Below are 17253 nucleotides of genomic sequence, written 5' to 3'. Positions count from 1 at the left end.
TCAGCGCGGCGCCACCGCACGGTAGACCGACAGGAGGCGGTCGAGATGACGGGATTGGCGTGGCTCGTCCCCGTGCGCGGCCACTACCCGCCGCATCGCCTCCAGGCGCGTGCGGTCCCCGGCGAGGGCGGTCAGCACCTCGGCGAACGCGGCCGCGGTCGGATCGGCTGCGCGCACGCCGCCGCCCGCGGGCACGGTCTCGGACAGTTCGGGATCGCAGTACACGATCGGCAGTCCCATCGCGACGGCTTCCAGCAGCACCATGCCCTGGGTGTCGCAATCGGAGGTGAGCAGCAGGACGTCGTGCGTGCGCATGGCGGCCAGGCAGGCGGCCTGGTCCACCTCACCGTGCAGACGCACCCGCTCCCCCACCGCCCCCCTCGCCGCACCGACCCGGTCGGCGAGGGGGCCGCTACCGTAGACATCGAGCGTGCAGTGTTCGGCCAGACCGACCGCCGCGATCGCCGCGAGGGGGCGCTTCTCGGCCGACAGCCGTCCACACCACAGGGCCCGCAGCGGCGTCGCGGGGTCGGCCGCCGGCGAATCGGCACGGCGGAGGCGGTCGAGCATCGCGTCGTCGATGCCGTTGGACACCACCTGGATCGGGCGGTCGACGCCACGGGCGGCCAGCCTGCGGGCGAAGTGGTCGGTCGGCACCACCACCCGATCGGCCGCCTGCGCCTGGGCGAGCAGAGGACGCCAGGCCAGGCGCGTGGTCCGGCTGTCGCCGTCGTGGCGCGGTGTGCCGCGCAGAGGCACGAACCAGCCGTGCACCAGTCGCATGCTCAGTGCGGCGAGATACGGTGACGGCGAGTACTTCTCGATCATCGCGTCGTCGCGGCTCTGCATGCTCTGCACGACCGGGAGACCGTGCCTGCGGGCGGCGCGCACGCCGGCGATGCCGACACCGTAGGTGGTCAGCGCGTGGACGACGTCGATCGGCCCGCGCGCGGCGAACGCCGCGTCGAGCAGACGCCGGTTGGCCGGGGTCGGCAGGACCACGGGCAGACCGTTGTTCATCGACAGCGGCACCGTGCGCAGCAGCACCGTGTCGTCGTCGGGGTGCCCGGAACCCGGTGCGGGCGCGGTGAAGACGGTCACCCGGTGACCGAGACCGCGCAGCCCGTCGCACAGTGCGCGCTGGGCGGTCTGCACCCCGCCGAGGGTGTCCGGGTGGAAGTCGGTGAAGATCGCGACGTGCACGCGCTCGCCCGGCTCAGGCCGTCGCCGCGACGGCGAGCCGTTCCACCGCGTCCGCGGCCGCCCCGACACCGTTCTCGGCGGCGACCAGGCGCCCGAGTTCGGCTGCCCGGTCGCGGGCTTCGGGTGTCAGCGTGCGCACCAGGGCGTCGTGGAGCCGGTCCGCGGTGAGCGCGGGATACGGGAAGTCCGCGCCGATGCCGAGCTCGGCGATCCGCCAGCCGTAGAAGAACTGGTCGCTGTGCACCCCGATGACCACCGCGGGTAGACCGGCGCGCAGCACATCATGGGTGTTGCCGCTGCCGCCGTGGTGGACGACCGCTCGGCAGCGCGGTAGCACCCGGTCGTAGTCGAAGGAGTCCAGTACGAACAGGTTCCGGTCATAGCCGATTCCGCGTGGGTATCTCTCGCCCTTGACCGTCACCAGGGCGCGGACGCCGAGACGACGGCACACCTCGGCGATCAGATCACAGCTGCCGACGGGGTCCAGGATCGGCATGCCGGTCAGGCAGAAGTAGACCGGGGGCTCACCCTCGTCGAGCCACGCGGTCAGGACCGGGTCGAGGTCGGCTTCCCCCCAGGCGCCGCGCAGCCGGGGCGGCAGGATCGGCGCGCCGACGACGGTCGAACGCTCGGGCCAGTCGGCGGGCTTGGGCAGCAGCACGGGACTGACCATGTGCACCAGGGGAATCCGGTCCTCGCGCATGCGGCGGAACGGATTGCGCGGCGCGCCCGGCAGTTCCATCAGTTCCCTGACCCGCCGGTCCACCCGCCGATAGGCCACCCCGTAGGCGAACTCGAACCCCGCGTAGCTGGCCAGCCGTAACCACCGCGACGCGAACATCTTCTTGACCATGAACGACGACGGGAATTCGCGCGTCCGCTCGAGCGGGTACGGCAGACAGCCGACCACCCGCTGGCCGGTCTTCTCGCCGCGCTCCATCGCCCACGGCAGCGTGGAGGCGCACGACACGATCACCTCGGCGCCCTCGCACGCCTCGGTGAGCACCTGGTGCATCCGCTCACCGCGCTCGCCCGCCATGATCTCGACCGTGTCGAGCATGATGCGCACGAACGGCAGTGTCTTGCCCGAGGACAAGGCCCGTTTGGCTGCGGGCGATTCCAGCAGTTCGGCGGAGTTGAACGGGATGACATGCGGGGTGAAGCCCGACCGCCGCACCACGTCGGCGTAGTTCTCGGTGGCGGTGATCGTCACCGCGTGGCCGCGTGCGGCGAATTCGTCGGCCAGGGCGAGATAGGGCTGATGATCGCCCCGGGTTCCCGCTGTCAGCAAGGCGATACGCATACTCTCGACTTCCGTTCGTGATCTGTTGTTACCGTCTGCTCGTGACCGAAGTTTCGCGCCCCGCGCTCCGTCTCGGCATTCTCGGCGCCGCCGCCATCGCCCCCGCGGCGATCGTGGGTCCGGCCGAGCGCAATCCGGAGGTCGCCGTCACGGCGGTGGCCGCCCGCGATCGCGCCCGGGCGGTGCGGTTCGCCGGCAAGCACCGGATCGCGCGCGTCTACGGCGACTATCAGGAACTGGTGGAGGCTCCCGAGATCGACGCCGTCTACATTCCGCTGCCGAACGGTCTGCACGGTCGCTGGACCCGCGCCGCGGTGGCGGCGGGCAAGCACGTGCTGTGTGAGAAGCCGTTCACCGCCAACGCCGACGAGGCCCGCGAGATCGCCGCGCTGGCACGGGATTCCGGTCGCGTGGTGATGGAGGCGTTCCACTATCGCTATCACCCGCTGATCCGGGCCGCCGAGGACATCGTCGCCTCGGGCGAACTCGGCACGCTGCGACGGGTGGAGACCGCGCTGTCGTTCCCGCTGCCGAAGTTCTCCGACATCCGCTACGACTACGACCTCGCCGGCGGCGCGCTGATGGACGCGGGCTGCTACGCCGTGCACATGGCCCGCGTCCTCGGTGGCCCGGACCCCGAGGTCGTCGACGCGCGGGCCAAGCTGCACGACGACCCCCGGATCGACCGGGCGATGACGGCCGAACTGCGGTTCCCGGCCGGGCACACCGGGCGCATCAGCTGCTCGATGTGGTCCTCGGACGTGCTGCGCATCAGCGCGACGGTCGTCGGCGACCGCGGCCGGATGCGCCTGCTCAACCCAGTGCTGCCGCACTACGGACACCTGCTCCTGGTCCGCTCCGACCAGGGCAGGCGCGTGCGCCGCTTCCCGCACCGCCCGTCCTACGACTACCAACTCGACGCCTTCGCCGACGCGGTCTTGCGCGGGACGCCGGTGGCCACCACCGCGGACGACGCGATCACCACCATGTCCGTCCTCGATGCCATCTACCGCTGCGCCGGGCTGCCACTACGCCTGCCCAGCTGAGCGCTCGTCGAGGAAATCGACGATGTGCCCGAACACGTCCAGTGCCGCGCCACGGCCGATGAACGTGTCCAGGTGCCCGTACGACGGGATCTCGGTGTAGCGCACATCGAGCCCGGGATTGCGCACCGCCAGTACCTCGTGACAGAGCCGGTTGGAATCGAGCCAGGCCGCGTTGCGGCTGCCCGCCAGCAGCAGTACCGGGCAGTCGATGCGGTCGGCGTGGTCGAGCGCGTTCTCGGGCAGTGCCCGGTAGCGGTCGTCGGACAGGTTCCAGCGCACGACCGCGTGGGCCAGTTCCATCTGCCGCAGGTGCGGCAGCACCCACAGCGGAATCGCGCCGAACAGCTCGGCCAGCCGGTCGTGGGTACGCGGGTCGAGGTGATCGTGCGCGAACAACTCGGCGCCCATTCCCCAGCCGTGGTGGACCATCCGGCAGGTCGGATCGAGACAGTCCCCCTTGCGTGAGAGGGCCGCGTAGAGCAGGGTGCGCCGCGACCACAGCCCGACCTTGCGGAAGTCGGATTCGAGGTGGCCGACGCGGGAGCCGAGCAGTTCACTGCCGACCAGCACCCGGACCCGGGTCGATGCGCTCACCTTCGGGGTGAGGAAGACACCCTGCGCGACGACACCGGCCAATCCGGGCAGCAGGCCGGCGGTCAGGCTCTGCGCCAGCGCCAGCGCGCCGACGCAGTGCGCCACCGCGAACAGCGGTCGATCGCCGATGTGATCCCGGATCCGGGCGACCGCGGCGGGCAGGTCGTAGAGCGCGACATCGTCGAGGGTGTACGGCGGGCCGGAGACGTTGTAGGGCAGGCGGCTGCTGCCGCGCCAGTCGAGCAGCCACGACTGGTAGCCCGCGTCGGCGAGAACGTCGACGAGATTGCGGATCTCGGTCAGCGCGAACATCTCCGAGGACACCCCGTGGCCGTGCACCAGCAGCACCGCGGGCCCGCCGTCGGGGCCGACGCGGCGCAATCGCAGGTCCAGGCCGTCGGCGGTGCGGAGCGTGATCGTCTCGGGTTCGGTGGTCACCGGGGACTCGGTCATCGGCGGCGCTCCTTCCGCAGGGCGCGTCGCAGGTCGAGCAGGTCGATGCCGACGCGCAGCATGGGCTCCATAACGCTCTTGCCGAGCTGCCCGCCGAACCAGCTCAGCCACAGCAGCTTCGCCAGCCGCCGTTGCCGTTCGGGCAGTCGCGGGTCGATCTCGATGCCGTCGATCTGGTCGGGCAGGTAGGTGTGCATCGGCACGGCGACCTCGCCGGTGTAGGCGCCGGGTTCGCCGATGCGGCCTATCTCGACGACCTGGATGCCGAGCTGACGGACGAATCGGCGCCGGGCGGCGGCGAACTTGTAGCCGGTCCACCACCAGGTGCTGCCCGCCGCGTCACGCAGGGTCAAGTCGTACCGCATGATCGGGTGCCGCAGGTCGTCGGCCAGCGGGATCCCATCGTGCGGGCGGACCGTGGCGGTGCCCTCGATGCGCAGCGGTTCGGCGTGCAGGGCGGGGCAGGTGAGCTCGCCGGTGACGTCGAGCGTGCGCGCCGCGAAGACCTGCGCGCTGTCGGCCACCGACAGTGTCAGCCGCAGGTCGCACGAAAACGGCGCCGATTCGCCTGTGCGAGTGACGGTTCCACTGAGCGTCTCGCAGAAGCGCAGGTAGGGGTGCTCGCTGTCCGGGGCCATGGCCGCCATGGCGGTGAGCATCCGGGCGCGCGCCGGGCCCGCGGCGGCGGGTGCGGGCAATCCGTGGGCGGCGACGAAAGCCGCGGTCCGGGTCGCGGTCGCGGGCGGGGTGTTCACCATGGCCGCCAGCTGTCGCCGGGCCACGGGGCTGCCCAACACCTGGGCCAGTGGCGCCAGTTCCGCCACACCCTCGTCCTCGACCGCGCGCACCACATCCGCGCACCACTGCGCCCAGTCCTGCACGCGCACACCCAGGCCGCCCAGCGTGGTCTCGGCCATGATCTGGTCGAGCGAGGTGGGCGGACCGGTGAGATGGTAGGTCTGACCCCACGCGTCCGGGGTGAGCACGATCTGCGCGGCGACGCGGCTGACCCAGTCCACCGGCGCCGCGTTCAGGTACCGGAAGCCGGGCACGGTCCGCAAGCGCAGCAGGGCCGCGGTGATTCCGGTGTTGAGGTCGCGGGGATTGTGGGCACCGGTCTCGGGATGACCGCCGATTCCGCCCGGACGCAGCACGGTCACCGTCAGCCCGTGCTCGCCCGCCCGCCGCAGCAGCGCCTCGGCCGCCCACTTCGACCGGTCGTAGCCGATGGGCAGCGCGGCGACATTCGCGGTGGGCGCGTCCTCGGCCAGCGTCGTGGCGGTCGCGCCGTTGAACACCGCCAGCGACGAGATGTGGTGCACCGGTTTGGACCGCGTGGTGCAGGCCAGCTCGGCCAGGGTGAGCGGACCGTGGACGTTCGTGCCGCGCAGCGACGGATAGCCGCGCAGGAAGTCGACCGCGGCGCCCGCGTTGACGATCGCGTCGACCTCGGCGGCCAGCGATTCCCAGCGCGCGTCGGTCAGGCCGAGCCGGGACGCGCGCAGGTCCCCGGCCAGTGGGGTGACCCGGCGCAGGATCTCCCGCGACCACGGCAGGGCGTAGCGCCGCAGCGCGTGTTCGAGCCGCTGCGTCGCGGCCGCATCGTCGTCGGCCCGGACCAGGCACACGACATGGGCGTCGCTGTGCCGCAACAGGTCCAGTAGCAGGTGACTGCCGAGGAATCCGGTCGCGCCGGTCAGCAGGATCCGGCGCGGGACCACCCGCTCCGGCGCGGCGACCACCGGAAGGCGATCGGCCCCGGCCAGATCCGCGAAAAGCAGGGCCAGGTCATCGGTGTCGGGGATATCCGGGGATGTGGGCGGCGCCACCTTCGACGGTGCGACGGATTCGGTGGCTGTCGCGGTCCGGTCGGCTGTTTCGGCCAGCCACCGCTGGGCCAGCCGACGCGGTCGCGCATCGAAGAACACCGTGTCCAGGTCGAGCTGGACATCCAGCTCGCGCGCCAAGGCCGCGACCAGTTCGACGGCCGCGATGGATGTGCCGCCCGCGTCGAAGAAGTCGGTATCGACGCCGACCGGCGAATCGGCGAAACGGGCGGCCAGGGCGGCGATCGCGAGGGCCAACTCGTCGGCGTCGGTGCCGGTCACCAGGGCACTGCGCCCCGAGGCGATCCCCTCCGGTGTCTCGCGGCCGGTCGACCCCGAGGCACCGGACCCCGTCGCGCCGACGCTACTGCCGGACCCCGCTATGCCGGGCTCGGTCACCCCGCTACCGCTGGACTTCGCAGCGCCAGGCTCGGTCCCGTGCCCACCGCCGGACTCCGCAACGCCCTGCTCCGCCGCGCCACTACCGCCCGACTCCGCGATACCGGGCACGGGACCACTGCCCGACTCGGCGGTCTGCGGGCGGCCGGTCGCCACCCCGGCACCATTGCGGACGCCGACACGAGCCAGCAGTGCGGCGACATCCATTCCCGCGGCGCCACTGTCGATCGACTCGCCGCGGGCGCGGCGGTCGACGGCGGGATTGCGGGGACCGGTCACTGCGTCCTGACTCGTCATTCGGGCACCTCTCCGGCGGGCACCGGGGTGTGCCAGGAACGGAACGCGCGCAACCGTTCCGGTGTCGTCGACACCTTCTGCGCGTCGTCGTGGATGTCGTGCCCGTGCAGGCGCGCGGCCAGGCGGCGGGCGGGGGTGTTGCGGGCGGTGTTGTCGACCGTCATGCGGACAGTCGCACAGCCCAGCGCCTCGGCCCGGTCGGCGACCCAATGCAGCAGCCGCTCCTCCACACCGCGACCCAGGGCCCGGCAGCTGAGCTGCCAGCCGGTGACGCGCAGACTGTCACCGTCCACGCGCAGCGCGAGCACGGAGATCAAGCCGTAGTCACCGAACCGGTCGCGCGCGGTGGCGGTCCACACCTCACCCTCGGTGCGCCAGCGATCCAGGTCGTCGACGGTGACGGCGGCGAGGGTGAACTGGGTGGTCCGGCGCACGAGCTGGTGGGCCCGGGGGGCGGAGTCGTCGGTGAGCGCCTCGATGTTCACCACCAGGTCGAGCTCGTCGAGGAACTGCTCGAACTCGACCCCCGCGCGCGCGATGTCGCGGGCGGACTCCTGACGGTAGAACTCGGCCCGGCTCCGGTCCTCGGCGGTCGTGGCGAGCGGAACGAGTGGCCACAGGCGGGTGAGCAACGACGGGAGTTCGTCGGCGGGCGGGCAGGTCACGGCGAGGACTTCCGGGAGTTCGGCGCGCATCCGCGCGATCTCCACGGGGTTGTCGTCGAGATAGCAGAAAGTGTCCAGCCCCAGTCGCAGCGAGTCGGCGACGGCGGCCAAGCGCCCCGGCTTGGCGTCCCATCCCGTCGAGACCACGGCGAAATCCGCAGGGCGCAACGGACTGTCCGGACGCTCGAGGATCGCGCGGACGATGTCGTCGTCGTTGTTGGTCACCAGCACCAGCAGGGTGCCCGCGTCGCGCCAGTGCCGCAGCCTGGCGGCCAAGGCCAGCCGAGGCGCATCGAAACGCACTCCCGCGGCACCGCTTTCGCCTGCCGTTCCGCTCCACAGCGTGTCGTCGCCGTCGACGGCGATCACCTTCGGCGCGGGTTCGCCTACTGCCGTAACGGTCGCGGCCAGGGTCAGCGCCACCGCGGCCTGGAACTCCGGCGTGAACGGCAGGTGCGCGAGGATCTCGGTGCGCTCGTCGAAGGGTGCCTCGACCGCGTGGAATCGACTCCAGTCCGAAGGCTCGAGCAGTGCGACGCCGGGCGCCTCCCGCAGCCGTTCGGTGACATCACGCTCCCAGCCCGAGAACCGCGGAGCGGGCCGAGACGAGGGCAGGATGCCGACGATGATCGGCCGACGCGTCCGCGCGACGACATCGGTGATCGCCGACGGGAACGCGGTGGCCAACTCGTGCAGGACATCGTCGCCGAGATCGCCGAAACGTTCCAGGTCCGTGGCACGGACCAGCACGATGCCGATCTCGGTCGACGGCTGCGCGAACACGCCCGACGGGTCACGCAGACACGACAGCACCTGGTGATAGGGCGCCTCGGCGACGGTGAGCGCCGTGTCCGCGGCGGCCGCGAGCAGTTCGGGCAGCCGCCCCAGCGCGAAGGTCGCGCCGAGCGCGACCCGCGGACCGGACTCCGACTGCGGCCCGGCACTTTCCGTCCCGGCGGGCGCGCCGGGATCGGCGACCGCCGCAGCGACGACATCGAGGTAGTACCTGCCGAACTCGGCACAGGTCGGCGCGTCGATGATGTCGGTGTTGTACGTGAACCACACCTGATCGGTATCCGGCAGCACCGCGATCATCAGATCGAGATCCGAGAAGCCGGTGCTCACCGGGACGATCTCCGCGGTGGCCACCGCGGAGTTGGCGCGCAGATAGTTGAAGTAGACCTCGACCATCGGCGCGTTGTCCCGGTACAGCCCTTCCCCGGCCAGGGCGGCCAGCACCTCGGCGAAGCCGGCGCCCGGCGCGAGGAGGGTGCGGAGCCGGTCGGCGGTGCGGCGCAGGACATCGGCGACGCGATCGCCGTCGGCCACCTCCGCCGGGAACGGCACGGGCACCCCGAAATATCCGACCGCGTCGGTCGCGTCCGCGTGCATACGAGTGTCGACCGGCACCGCGAGCGCGAACCGCTCGACCTGTTGCCGCCGGGCCAGGGCGACGGTCAGCGCGCCGAGGAACAGCGCGGCCGGGGTGATCCCGAGCTCGCGTGCCCGATCGGCTACCCGGTCGTGCAGTCCGTCCGGCAGGTCCAGGGCCACAGCTCCGGCGCCGTAGGTGCGCTCGGTCGGTCGGGGCCGGGCGAGCGTCAGCTCGAGTCGCCGCGCCCCGGCGAAGGCGGCGCCCCAGCGGGCCACGGCGGTGTCGTCGCGTCGGCTCGGCTGTGCGGTGAGCAGCTGGTGCAGGTCCCGGTTGGTGACGGTGTCGTCGAGCGGGACACCGGACAGCTCGGTCGCGAGTTCGCCCGCGACCAGCAGCATCGACTGCACATCGCTCATGCCGTGGTGCGCGCCGAACAGCAGCACCTGACCGGCCGATCCGGCATCGAGCAGTTCGAAACGCCACAGCGGGCCGGTCGCCGGATCGAACGGCAGCGCCATCAGGGCGCGGAAGTGTTGTTCGACGACGGCGTCCTCGAGTCGTTCCAGCACGCGCCACCCCACCGACAGCTCGGCCTCGCGACGGATGGCCAGCTCGCGGCCGTGGGCCTCGCTGGGCCGGATGGTGGTACGCAAGGCGGCATGGCGCCGGGCGAGCCTGCCGACAGCGGACTCCAGCTGCGCCCGGGTGACCGGTACCGGCACCCGGACGGCGACGCCACCGGTCTGCGCGGCGCTCGGAATGCCGAGCTGTTCGGTGCGCAGCAGCCGCATCATGTCCCGGGTCACCGGCAGCACCTCGACCTCGGGGACCTCGACCGCCACGGCATCGGTGCTGTCGCCGTGGCGACGGCCGACTTCGTCCACGAGATACCCCGCGAGATCGGTCAGGCTCTGCTCGGCGAGGATCGTGCCCAGGGGCACCGCGATTCCGGTGTGCTCGCGCACCTTGTTCCGCAGTTCCACCGCCATCAGCGAATCCAGGCCGAGGCTCTGGAACGACGTCGCGACGTCGACCGTCTCGGTGCCGCTGTGGCCGAGGACTTCGCCCGTCCACCCGGCCAGCGCGGCCGTGGCGGTGGCGATCGCTTCGGCGCGGGGGGCGGTGCGCAGTTCGTCGGCGAAACGCGAGCTCACCGCCGCGTCGACGGTCGCGCGCTCGGCCACGGCACGGCGGGGCGCCCGCCGGACCAGCCCGTGCAGCAACGGAGGAACCGCCGCCGACCCGCGAAGCACGGCGGTGTCCAGCAGCAGCGGTACCAGTAGCGAATCACCCTGTGCGAGTGCGGCATCGAAACACGCCATCCCGTCGGGGACGGCGAACGCGCGGACACCGGCGCGGGCGATGCGCGCGATATCGGCACGAGCCAGGTGGTCGTGCATGTCGACTTCCCAAGCGCCCCAGGCCAGGGCCTGCGCGGGAAGACCGAGCGACCGGCGATGCGCGGCGAGCGCGTCGAGATAGGCGTTGGCAGCCGCGTAGTTGGCCTGGCCCGGGGTGCCGAACAGGCCGCCCGCCGCGGAGAACAGGACGAACATCGACAGCGGACGATCCGCGGTGAGCTCGTGCAGATGATGCGCCGCGTCGACTTTCGGGCGTAGGACCGCGGCCAGCCGCTCCGGGGTGAGCGAGCCGATCGTGGCGTCGTCGAGAACACATGCCGCGTGCACGACACCGGCCAGTGGCAGCCCGTCGAGCAGATCGGCCAGCGCGGACCGGTCGGTGATGTCAGCGGCGGCGAACCGCACCCGCGCACCCCGCTGCTCGAGGTCGGCCCGCAGCTGCACCCCGCCGGGGCCGTCGAGGCCGCGCCGGCTGACCAGGACCAGGTTCCGTGCACCGTAGGCGTCGACCAGGTGGCGCGCGAGCGCCGAGCCGAGGCGGCCCGGCGCACCGGTGATCAGCACCGCGCCGTCGTCCAGGGCGATCCGGCGTGGCGGCGTGGTCTCGGCGACCTCCGACAGCCGGGTCAGCCTCGGCACGAACGCGCGACCGTCTCGCACGAGGAGCTGCTGCTCGCCGGTGGTCAGCAGCGCCGGGTAGTCGAGGCCGGGGTCGGTCGAGTCGACCAGGACGATCCGGCCGGGGTTCTCCGACTGGGCCGAACGCACCAGGCCCCACACGACCGCACCGGCGGGGTCCGGGCTGATCGAGGACGCGGGCAGCGCCGAGGAATCGATCCGGGCGAGCTCCGGCGGATTCTCGGCCACCGCGCCGCGCGTGCGCACCACGAGGGTGGATCGCTCGAAACGGTGGTCGCCGAGGAAGGTCTGGAGCTGAGCCAGCACCTCCCGGGCAGTGGCGTGCACCGCGCTGGGTGATCGCCCTTCGGGCACGCCGAGCACGACCGTCGCGCCGGGGGCGGGCCACTCGACCACCTCCGACGACCCCGCCGCGGTCGGCAGTACCACCGGCGTCCAGGTCAGGCGGTACAGCCGACGCAGTGCCGCCGCCGGTGACGCCCCCTGCCACCGGGTGATGTCGACCGGACGCGACAGCAGCGACCCCACCGACACGACCGGACGGCCGGTCCGATCCGTCGCCGTCAGCGTGACCGCGTCCGGTCCGGACCGGGTGAGCCGCACCCGCAGCGCGGTCGCGCCGGTCGCCGACAGCACGACATCGGACCAGACGAACGGCAGCAGCGCGTGCTCGCCGTCGCTCGCGAACAGCGCGGTGGCGTGCAGGGCGGCGTCGAGCAGGGCGGGGTGGATGCCGAAGGCGGCCGCGTCGTCGTGTGCCTGCTCGGGCAGTTCGACGTCGACGAACAGGTCGTCGTCGCCTCGCCAGGCGGCACGCATCGCCCGGAACACCGGCCCGTACCGATGACCTCGGGCGAACAGCCGATCGTAGAGTTCGCCGACATCGACGGACTCCGCACCGGTCGGAGGCCACACCGACGAATCCAGCTGTGCCGGTGCGACTCCCGGTTCCTCCGCGAGCAGCCCGTCGGCGTGCACTGTCCACTGCGCGTCCGGATCGTGCTCGTCGCGGGCGTAGACGCGCACGGTGCGCCGGTGCTCGGCGTCGGCGCCACCGACGACCACCTGGATCTGCACGGCGGCGCGCTCGGGGACCAGCAGCGGGGCCCGCAACACCAGTTCCCGCACGACCGGGCAGTCCACCTCGTCACCGGCGCGGATCGCCCATTCGACCAGTGCCGCGCCGGGCACCAGAACGGCAGAGGGTCCCGCGTGATCGGCGACCCAGGGATGCCGGGCCCGGGACAGTCGTCCGGTGAGGGTGACCCCACCAGACTCCGGGTGCGCGACCACGGCGCCGAGCAGCGGATGCGTGATGTCGTCGAGGCCGCTCGCGCCCGTGGCGCGGTGGCCGCTGTCGGTCCAGAATCGCCGCTCGTCGAACGCGTAGGTGGGCAGGTCGATCCGGCCGGGGCCGGGGGCCAGCCTGGTCCAGTCCAGATCGTGGCCGGCCGCGTACAGCACCGCCTGCGATCGGGCCAGCGCTTTCGGCCCGTCCTGATCCCGTACCAGCGAACCGACGGCGATCACGTCGCGCCCGAGCTCCTCCGACACCGTGCGCACGGCGGCCGTCAACGACGGATGCGCGCCGAGTTCCACGAAGTAGCGGAAGCCGTCGCCGACCATCCGCTCGACGGTGGCCGCGAAGCGCACGGTCTCGCGAGCGTTGCGGTACCAGTAGTCCGGTCCCGTCGGCGCGGTCGTCACCGGTTCGCCGGTCACCGTCGAATACCACGGGGTGGTGGGCACGTGCGCGGTCGTCTCGGCCAACTGCGTGGTCAGGTCCGAACGGATCTCCTCGATGATCCGGCAGTGCCCGGCGAGACCGGGACCCGAGGCGCCGAGCCGGGTGTAGATACCCGCGCCGTCGAGTTCGGCGAGCAGTTCGGCCACGGCGGCCTGCTCACCGGCGACGATGGTCGAGCGCCGGATATTGACCGCCGCGATCGACACCCGGCCGTCGTAGGCGAGCAGCCGCGCGGCGACCTCGGCCTCGGGCAGGCCGATCATCGCCATGGCCGCGGGCTCGTCGATGGCCTGCATCAGGCGGCTGCGGGTGACGACGATCCGCGCGGCATCGTCGAGAGCCAGCACGCCCGCGCAATACGCGGCCGCGATCTCGCCCTGGCTGTGCCCGAGCACGGCATCCGGGACGACGCCCGCCGCCCGCCAGGTGGCGGCCAGCGCGGCCATGGTCGCGAACAGCAGTGGCTGGACGACAGGGAAATCGACGAGGTCGGCGGGGGTCGAGGTGGCCAGCCGGTCGGTCAGCGACCAGCCGAGATGCGCACCGAACGCCTTGTCGCACAGGTCGAATTCCGTGCGGAACGCCACCGAGGCCGCCAGCATGTCCAGGGCCATGCCGACCCACTGCATGCCCTGCCCGGGGAAGACGAAGGCGGTCTTGGCGGTGGTCAGCACCGGCCCGTCGCCCACCACCACATTCGCCGAAGCCCGCCTCTCGACCAGGTCGCGCAGCGCGCCGACCATCTCGTCCCGATCAGTGGCCACCAGGACGGCGCGGCGCTCGAACTGCGTGCGTTCTGTGGTCAGCGCACGCGACACGGCCCACGGTTCGGCACCGGGATCGGCCAGCACGAACTCCAGCAGCCGCTCGGCCTGCCCGTGCAGTGATCGTTCGCTGCGCGCCGAGATCGGCAGCAGCGCCACCGACGTCGCCGGGCCGGATTCCGCGGGTGCGGGGACCGGCGCGGGTTCCTCGAGAATCAGGTGCGCGTTCGTGCCGCTCAACCCGAAGGCGCTCACTCCGGCCCGGCGCGGCCGGTCGCCGCGTCGCCACGGCGCCGTCTGTCCGTGGACGGCGACCCCGCTGCGCTCCCAATCGACATGGGGCGAGGGCACATCCACGTTCACGGTGGCCGGAATGCGCTGGTGTTCGAGCGCGAGCACCAACTTGATGACACCGGCCACGCCCGCCGCGGCCTGGGTGTGACCGAGGTTCGACTTCAGCGACCCGACCCCCAGCGGCCGCCCCGGATCACGCCCGGGTCCGTACACCCGTGCCAGGGCCCGAGCCTCGATCGGATCGCCCAGCGCGGTCCCCGTACCGTGCGCCTCCACATAGTCGATGTCGTGCGGCGCCAGCCCCGACGCGCGCAACGCCGCGCGCAGGACCTGTTCCTGCGCAGCGCCATTGGGTGCGCTCAGCCCCTGACTGCGGCCGTCCTGGTTGACCGCGGACCCCCGCACGACCGCCAGCACCCGATCACCGTCGCGGTGCGCGTCGCTCAGCCGCTTCAGCAGGACCATGCCCGCGCCTTCGGCCCACACGGTTCCGTCGGCGTCGGCCGAGAACGGCGCGCACCGGCCGGTCGGCGACAGCACACCCAACCGGCACAGCTCGATATGGGCGACCGGTGACATGAGCAGGGTGGCGCCGCCCGCCAGGGCGAGATCGCACTCCCCCGATCGCAGCGCCTGCATCGCCAGGTGCATCGCCACGATCGAGGACGAGCACGCCGTGTCCAGGGTGACGGCCGGACCGTGCAACCCCAGCGTGTAGGAGATCCGCCCCGAGGCGACGCTGGGCGAAAGCCCCGTCCCCACTTGACCGTTCAGCTGTTCGGGCGCGGGATCGGCCAGATACCCGGTGCTGTACACACCCAGGTACACGCCGGTGGCGCTGCCGTGCAGGGTCCGGGGATCACGCCCCGACCGCTCGATGGCCTCCCAGGCCAGCTGCAGCATCATCCGCTGCTGCGGGTCCATGACCGCCGCTTCGCGCGGGCCGATGCCGAAGAACGCGGCGTCGAAGCGGTCGATCCCGTCGACGTACCCACCACGGAACGTATACGCCGTGCCGGTCGCGGAGGTGTCCGGGTTGTACAGGCCGTCGATGTCCCAGCGGCCCGGCGGCACCTCGCCCAGCCCGTCGGCCTCGCTGTCGAGCAGCCGCCACAGCGCCTCGGGGGAATCGGCGGCGCCCGGGAACCGGCAGGACATGGCGATGATCGCGATCCCGTCGTCGTCGCTGTCCTCGCTCGCCGCCGCGTCGACTACCGGGGACGGCGCGGGCGCGTCCTGCGTCGGTGCCGTCAGCACGGTGGCGACACCGTCGATCGTGGGATGGTCGAAGAACAGATTGGTGTCGATGAAGCGGCCGGCGAAGTCCGACAGGTCCACCACCAGTTCCACCAGATCGGCCGAGCCCAAACCGAATTCGACGAGCGGGCGGTGCACGTCGATCCGCTCGGGGTCCAGCAGCGCCTGCCGGGCGATCGCGGTCACGAGCCAGTCCCGCACCGCTTCCGCCGACAGTGCCGACGCGGGTTCGGCGGCCACGGGCGCGTCGACCGGCTCGCCGTCGGCACACTCCCCTTCCGGTGAGCGCCCAGGTCCCGCCAGCAGCGTGAGCAATTCGCCGGACAGATAGGCCGACCGGCACGCCGAGCGCTGGATCTTCCCGCTGCTGGTCTTGAAGATCGTGCCCGAACGGATCAACAGCACCGCGGCCAACGTGAGCCCGTGCTCGGTCGCCACCGCGGCCCGCACGGCGCCTTCGATCGCGGACAGTTCGGCGGGATCGGTCTCGCGCACCTCCGCCACGACCACCGGCTGCTCGCCGTCGAGATCGACAGCGAAGGCCGCCACGCACCCCGCGCGCACCCCGCGGTGCGCCGCCTCGACGGTGGCCTCGATGTCCTGCGGATAGTGGTTGCGCCCATCCACGATCACCAGATCCTTGCGCCTGCCCGTGACGAAAAGCTCACCGGCGGAGAGAAATCCCAGATCGCCGGTACGCAAGAACTTCTCGTCGCGTCCGGGTAGCGCGGCCCCGAAGACCTCGGCGGTGGCCGCCGCGTCCCGGAAGTAGCCCGCCGAGACGCTGCCGCCCGCCACCCAGATCTCGCCTTCCTCCCCCTCGCCGCGCTCGGTTCCGCGCTCCGGATCGACGACGGCCACCGAGATTCCCGGCACCGCGCTCCCGACGCCGACGAGTTCGCCACCGCGCGTAGGACTTCCGGTGATGGGCACGATCGTCGGCGCGGCGGTGGTGGTGGCCGGCGCGGTGACGATCAGGGTGGCCTCGGCCAGGCCGTAGACCGGCTGCTGGGCCGTCGCGCGGAATCCGGCGCGCGCGAAAGTGTCGGCGAAGCGGCGTACAGTGCCCGCCCGCACGGGTTCGGAGCCGTTGAACGCGACCCGCCACGAGCTCAGGTCCAGGTCGTCGAGCTGCTCGGGCGCGATCCGGCGCAGGCACAGCTCGTAGGCGAAATTCGGTCCGCCGCTGGTGTGCGCGCGATAGGTGGAGATCGCGCGCAGCCACCGTTGCGGCCGCTGCAAGAAGTGCAGCGGCGACATCAGCACCGAATGCGCCCCGCGATACACCGTGTGCAGTAGCGGCGCGATGAGTCCCATGTCGTGGTACATCGGCAGCCAGCTGGCGAACAGCGCGCCGTCGTGGTCGGCGATCCGGTCGTGCCCGAGTCCGGCGGTCAGCGCCGCCTGGTTGTGCAGCAGGTTGGCGTGGGTGAGCACCACGCCACGTGGCGCGCTGGTCGAGCCGGAGGTGTATTGCAGGAACGCCACCGAGTCGGGTCGCAGCTCGGGTTCGCGCCAGCGCAGGGCGGCCGCGCTGGGCAGGTCGTCGGTCGACAGCCACGGCACCCCGGCCAATTCCGGGATCTCCACGCCCAGCGCCGCCGCGTCCGCGAGGATCCGGCGCGGCGCCAGAACGATGTCGACCTCGGCGTGGGCCACCATCCGCCGCAAGCGCCGCAGCGACCGGTTCTCCCACTCCGGCAGCGGCGCGGGCACCGCCACCACACCGGCGGCCAGACAACCGAAGAACGCCTCGGCGAACTCGGGCCCGGCCGGGTAGAGCAGCAGCGCGCGCCGCGGCGCGCGATCCTGCAGGACCGCTCCGATGGCGCGTGCTCGCCGCCCCAGTTCGGCATAGGACAATTCGCGCACGACACCATCGACGTCACCATTGTCCAAGAACCGATACACCACCTCGGCCGGTCGATTCTCGACCTGGGCGAACAATGTGTCGACGAAAGTGTTGAGCACGAACTACTTCCTCTGACCGTGGAACCCACTGACTGCGCCCACAATAGCGGCCGCGCGAG

General features: G+C 72.0%; 6 protein-coding genes. 1 reads left to right on the top strand and 5 read right to left on the bottom strand.

The window, feature by feature from the left end; genetic code table 11:
* Positions 1–1203 (bottom strand): glycosyltransferase, encoded by a 1203-nt coding sequence (locus tag Q7X29_RS16070; RefSeq protein WP_316574568.1) that lies wholly within the window; start codon positions 1201–1203, stop codon positions 1–3.
* Positions 1204–1216: 13 nt separating this feature from the next.
* Entirely contained in the window at positions 1217–2506 is a 1290-nt protein-coding gene (locus tag Q7X29_RS16065) for a glycosyltransferase (RefSeq protein ID WP_316574567.1), read from the bottom strand.
* Positions 2507–2547: 41 nt separating this feature from the next.
* On the opposite strand from Q7X29_RS16065, the gene Q7X29_RS16060 reads away from it, so the two are divergent.
* Complete coding sequence (locus tag Q7X29_RS16060) at positions 2548–3552, top strand: Gfo/Idh/MocA family protein (protein WP_218717813.1); 1005 nt, start codon at positions 2548–2550, stop codon at positions 3550–3552.
* Here the strand turns inward: Q7X29_RS16060 and Q7X29_RS16055 are convergent.
* From Q7X29_RS16055 to Q7X29_RS16045, 3 genes are read right to left on the bottom strand one after another with little or no spacing between them, the layout of a single operon-like run.
* Positions 3535–4599, bottom strand: coding sequence for an alpha/beta hydrolase (locus Q7X29_RS16055; protein ID WP_316574566.1), 1065 nt, complete (start codon positions 4597–4599; stop codon positions 3535–3537). The genes Q7X29_RS16060 and Q7X29_RS16055 overlap by 18 nt on opposite strands.
* Positions 4596–7121, bottom strand: a complete 2526-nt coding sequence (locus Q7X29_RS16050; RefSeq protein ID WP_316574565.1) for a thioester reductase domain-containing protein — start codon at positions 7119–7121, stop codon at positions 4596–4598. The genes Q7X29_RS16055 and Q7X29_RS16050 overlap by 4 nt, the downstream gene beginning before the upstream one ends.
* On the bottom strand, positions 7118–17194 hold the full coding sequence (locus Q7X29_RS16045; protein WP_316574564.1) for an HAD-IIIC family phosphatase: 10077 nt from the start codon (positions 17192–17194) through the stop codon (positions 7118–7120). Before Q7X29_RS16045 ends, Q7X29_RS16050 begins: the two co-directional genes overlap by 4 nt.
* Between the last annotated feature and the right edge of the window lie 59 nt (positions 17195–17253).

Source organism: Nocardia canadensis (assembly GCF_032656385.1).
Taxonomy (GTDB): Bacteria; Actinomycetota; Actinomycetes; order Mycobacteriales; family Mycobacteriaceae; genus Nocardia; species Nocardia canadensis.
This window is presented reverse-complemented; position numbering and strand designations above follow the sequence as displayed.